This is a genomic window from Nitrosomonas sp. Nm132, assembly GCF_900100485.1.
Lineage (GTDB): Bacteria > Pseudomonadota > Gammaproteobacteria > Burkholderiales > Nitrosomonadaceae > Nitrosomonas.
Genome location: NZ_FNDH01000090.1, coordinates 1 through 3,815, shown reverse-complemented (window position 1 = coordinate 3,815; position 3,815 = coordinate 1). Strand labels below are relative to the sequence as shown.

The window sequence follows — 3,815 nt, the reverse complement described above, 5'->3', positions numbered from 1 at the left end:
CTTGGAGTACAAAAGCCCCAATCAATATGAAGTGGAAACAGAAAAATTGAAAGAAGTCGCTTAACTGGGTTGTCCGGTTTTACTTGACCAGGTCAAACTGCTGTTAAACTTGATACCCGAATTGGAACGATCCCTAACCTTCGGTACTTTGACTTCAATGTCACCGAGTCCTGTTTGGATCGAACGTTCAGGCAAATAACCATTCCTGACCACTCTCGGCTTATCATCTTCAGTTTTTAAAGAACCATGTTGTCTAATAAAGGCTGATACTTCCGCTTCAATGGCCGCAGCCAACATTTTACGGGCACCTTCTCGGAGTACTTCCTGTAACGGATCATCCAGTTCTGGTTTATTCAGTTTAAAAACATAATTATCTGTCACTGCGGTGTTTTCCTTATCTTGATGATTGATCTGGCGAGATCTTTATCAATAGGTTACACCGCTTTCTTCTCCGGCTATACACCAGAAATGATCATACCTACTTATCCTCAAGTGCACGCTGGGATAAAGGAACTGCTTTCCATGCGTAGTAACCACTGCGGTGTATTCTGAGTACACGACACATACTGCTGATCTTGAATTGTGATTGATGTTGGTCAATGAACGTGTACTTCACTCGGGCTGGCTGGCAAAGTACACGGCGGCCTTTTTTAATATGTCACGCTCTTCTGTGGCTCGCTTCAATGCAGCATTGAGTCTGGCGATTTCTTGTTTGAGTGCGACGGCATCAGCACTAACGGCTGGACGCTTTTGAAGCTCTATTTCACGTCTCCACTTGTAGAGGCTTTTGGTGGAGACGCCGAGACGTTGAGCAACATCTGCAACATTATGCCCACGTTCTGTAATTTGCTTGATTGCCTTAGACTTAAATTCGTCTGTGTATCTGATACCCTTCATGTGACTTACTCCATTCTGTTTTAGACATTATGATTTGTCTAGCAGAGCGGGTGAAGTCCAACAATGGTAATTTCTCAGCAGCCCTTAGTAATTTCTGTCTCTACCCCTTTTAAGTCAAAAGATAGCAGGAAGTAGCGCGCTCGATAAAGAGCAATTTTGCATTCCAAAAGCAAACAGCGCGCCCAATCCTTGTTAATGCGAGCTTGCAGTCCACCGGGTTGTCAATGTGTAATAGATCAATCAATAAACAACCTTAAAAGTGGGACTATCTTCTGGTCGGGTTTTGCGATGGTCATAAATCCTGGTAGTAGCAATATTGGCATGACCCAGCCATTCTTGTACTTTGGCAATGTCTGCTTGATGATCCAAGGCATTGGTGGCAGCCGTTGCGCGTAACGAATGTGCACCGATCTTGAATCCCAGTTTTTCAGAGTATTTCTGTACCAACTTATAAACGCCGTCTGGCGTAATTGGTTTTTGTGATTCCTTAATCCGGTTATTACTGACTGAACGGAATAATGCACCAGTATCTTCCAGACCATGCCCAGCAGCATCGAGATAATCATGGATTAAACCACTGGCAGCAGGGTGCAATGGTACATAACGTGTTTTGCCCCCTTTGCCGGATATTTTCATATGTGGGACACCACGCCGTGCCTGCTTAAAATCCTTAACCTTTAACCGACACAACTCATCACGCCGCAGAGCGTGATAAAGCAGGGTGGCCAGTATCGCACGATCACGCTTGCCCTTAAGTGAACTACCATCCGGTGCATCGAGCAATTTGCGCGCCTGATGATCTCCGATAGCCGGAGTTTTTCCTTCATAACTTTCTACCGCTGGCCGCTTCACACCCTTGACCGGATTATGCGTAACTGTGTTTTTCTCACATAAATATTCAAATAAAGAGGATAGTGCTGCTAAGCGGTGGCGAATGCTCATGCTGCCTAATGATCGACTCAACAAATCATCTCGCCAGGCAATAATATGAGCACGGGTTACCATCCTGAATTCTTCCGGATTCTGAATGCCTGTGAAATTCATAAAATCCTTTAGGGCATTTTCATAGGCACGCCGAGTCTCGACGTTGCCTAAGTTGGCAAACCATTCAACTTCAGGTGGAACATCAGCAAGCCCCTGAAATTCTTTTGCAGTCAGGGCGCGATTGCCTGTGATAATAAGTTCCGTCATGTTATTCCTCTCGCTGCTCAACTTTACGCGGTGTTTTACCGCTCACCAATCCAATACGATCCTCAAAGCCGCTCTGATCGGCTGCAGGTAGTGATTTTCCAGCCGGCCCTGTTTCTTCCCGATACGGCAAATATCGATCGCGCGTAATTGCTTCAGGTTGATATGGCGCGCTTGATCCAGGCCGTTATCTTGCGTGGGCTCCAGGTTGACCGCAAACGGCCAGGCTTTATGCTGCGGCAGCAGAGGCGCCACCAGCAGTGTTCTCGATTGCATATTCACCAAGTCACCCTGCAGAATCACGCAAGATCTTAGCTTTCTTGCTTCCGCATTCTGGGTGGGTTCCAGCTCAACCCAGTAAATATCCAGTTGCTTGAAATCAGTCATGGGCGAGCCCATCCGCTAAGGTACTGTCCCATGCCGGTAATGCTTGCTGATAGTTCGTATCTGCCGCTTCTTCTTGATTCGCTTGGAGTAAGGCCATTTTGAGACACTCTTGACGTGCCTGCAGCAACAGCTGATTGATGTATGCGCTGCGATTATTACTCGCAACACGATTCAAAAATGCGAACGTCTCATCATCCAGCGTAATCGTCATTCGATGAGTCATGGTTATTTCATGCTATAAAGTAGTAAAAATAAATCATACTTATAAATAGCACAATTATCCAGACTGATAGCTACATCACCATAAGTAATTTATGAGTGCATGCTTTGAACGAACATCATCAGTATGTTCATTTAGTTTACTATTGATAAAATATGTTATCAATAATAAAGTGAGTATCTTAAATTGTGTTTCTCATTTTAAAAGATGAGATCTATAATAAGTCTAGCTAATCTAGACTGAGTAGGAAAAATATGGATGAATGGCGTATTGCAGATGCAAAAAATAAATTTAGTGAACTGTTCAATAATGCACTGATTGGAAGAATTCAAGTTGTTCACCGGCGGGATGGTGATGTTGTCATCATTTCCAAAAACGAATATGAACGGCTGATTGGTCAAAAGAAGACTTTTAAGCAATATATTCTCTCTCCACCCTACGAGATCGACCATCTAAATGATATGCGTGATAAAAGTCCCATGCGGTCAGTTGATCTATGAGGGTTTTATTGGATACATGCGTATTATCAGAACTGTATAAGCCAGAACCATTGGTTACAGTTTATGAAGCTGTTAATAATGTTCCAGATGAACATCTGTTTATCAGCGTTATTACAATGGGAGAAATCAGCAAAGGGATTGCGCTCTTGCCAGATGGTCAACGCAAACAAGCATTATTTAAATGGTTCACTCATATTGAGTATGAATATTCTGAGCGCTTATTACCGATAAATACAGAAACAGCTGCGATATGGGGGAAAATAACAGCCAAGGCACAACAAGAGGGCTATGTTATCCATGCAAGTGATGGCCTCATTGCGGCAACCGCCTTGCAGCATGGCTTGCATCTTATGACTCGGAATGTGAAGGACTTTGAGCCGACTCATGTCATGCTCATTAATCCGTGGATGGAAGGGAAATAACATGACAGATCTTATTACCACAGGCAATCGCGCCCTGACTGCAAAAGAATTTCAGGGGCTGGCGGCTTTCCCCCCGAAGTTGAATGGTTCGCCAATCTGGGTAATAAGAAGCTGTCTGGCAAAACATTAGACGCATTTTGCAAGTGTTATTTTCATCATGGCGATTCGAATCATATTTTCGGCAGTGCCTGGCAGGATCTC

The 3,815-nt window shown here is 44.1% G+C and carries 8 protein-coding genes; 3 read left to right on the top strand and 5 right to left on the bottom strand.

The window, feature by feature from the left end; genetic code table 11:
- Positions 1-60 precede the first annotated feature (60 nt).
- The 5 genes from BLP80_RS14455 to BLP80_RS14435 all read right to left on the bottom strand — a co-directional run bounded on the left by BLP80_RS14455 (position 61) and on the right by BLP80_RS14435 (position 2,695).
- Positions 61-381 carry a transposase gene (locus BLP80_RS14455; RefSeq protein ID WP_256325126.1) on the bottom strand — a complete coding sequence of 107 codons (321 nt, stop codon included), beginning with the start codon at positions 379-381 and terminating at the stop codon, positions 61-63.
- A gap of 231 nt (positions 382-612) precedes the next feature.
- Complete coding sequence (locus BLP80_RS14450) at positions 613-897, bottom strand: transposase (RefSeq protein WP_090544407.1); 285 nt, start codon at positions 895-897, stop codon at positions 613-615.
- Positions 898-1,137: 240 nt separating this feature from the next.
- Entirely contained in the window at positions 1,138-2,088 is a 951-nt protein-coding gene (locus BLP80_RS14445) for a tyrosine-type recombinase/integrase (RefSeq protein ID WP_090544405.1), read from the bottom strand.
- A 42-nt stretch (positions 2,089-2,130) separates the two neighbouring features.
- Positions 2,131-2,472 carry a type II toxin-antitoxin system PemK/MazF family toxin gene (locus BLP80_RS14440; RefSeq protein WP_090544403.1) on the bottom strand — a complete coding sequence of 114 codons (342 nt, stop codon included), beginning with the start codon at positions 2,470-2,472 and terminating at the stop codon, positions 2,131-2,133.
- Positions 2,465-2,695, bottom strand: coding sequence for a type II toxin-antitoxin system MazE family antitoxin (locus tag BLP80_RS14435; protein WP_090544401.1), 231 nt, complete (start codon positions 2,693-2,695; stop codon positions 2,465-2,467). The genes BLP80_RS14440 and BLP80_RS14435 overlap by 8 nt, the downstream gene beginning before the upstream one ends.
- A 251-nt stretch (positions 2,696-2,946) precedes the next feature.
- Here BLP80_RS14435 and BLP80_RS14430 point away from each other — a divergent pair, with 251 nt between their 5' ends.
- From BLP80_RS14430 to BLP80_RS15415, 3 genes are read left to right on the top strand one after another with little or no spacing between them, the layout of a single operon-like run.
- The gene (locus BLP80_RS14430) at positions 2,947-3,192 is read left to right on the top strand and encodes a type II toxin-antitoxin system prevent-host-death family antitoxin (protein WP_090544399.1); all 246 of its coding nucleotides are present in this window, start codon (positions 2,947-2,949) and stop codon (positions 3,190-3,192) included.
- Positions 3,189-3,614, top strand: a complete 426-nt coding sequence (locus BLP80_RS14425) for a type II toxin-antitoxin system VapC family toxin (RefSeq protein ID WP_090544397.1) — start codon at positions 3,189-3,191, stop codon at positions 3,612-3,614. Before BLP80_RS14430 ends, BLP80_RS14425 begins: the two co-directional genes overlap by 4 nt.
- A 1-nt stretch (position 3,615) precedes the next feature.
- The gene (locus BLP80_RS15415; protein WP_256325125.1) at positions 3,616-3,744 is read left to right on the top strand and encodes a hypothetical protein; all 129 of its coding nucleotides are present in this window, start codon (positions 3,616-3,618) and stop codon (positions 3,742-3,744) included.
- Positions 3,745-3,815: the final 71 nt, after the last annotated feature.

Coding starts and splice junctions, on each gene's coding strand:
- BLP80_RS15415 (WP_256325125.1), top strand. CDS start 3,616: ATGACAGATCTTATTACCACAGGCAATCGCGCCCTGACTGCAAAAGAA.
- BLP80_RS14450 (WP_090544407.1), bottom strand. CDS start 897: ATGAAGGGTATCAGATACACAGACGAATTTAAGTCTAAGGCAATCAAG.
- BLP80_RS14445 (WP_090544405.1), bottom strand. CDS start 2,088: ATGACGGAACTTATTATCACAGGCAATCGCGCCCTGACTGCAAAAGAA.
- BLP80_RS14440 (WP_090544403.1), bottom strand. CDS start 2,472: ATGACTGATTTCAAGCAACTGGATATTTACTGGGTTGAGCTGGAACCC.
- BLP80_RS14435 (WP_090544401.1), bottom strand. CDS start 2,695: ATGACTCATCGAATGACGATTACGCTGGATGATGAGACGTTCGCATTT.
- BLP80_RS14430 (WP_090544399.1), top strand. CDS start 2,947: ATGGATGAATGGCGTATTGCAGATGCAAAAAATAAATTTAGTGAACTG.
- BLP80_RS14425 (WP_090544397.1), top strand. CDS start 3,189: ATGAGGGTTTTATTGGATACATGCGTATTATCAGAACTGTATAAGCCA.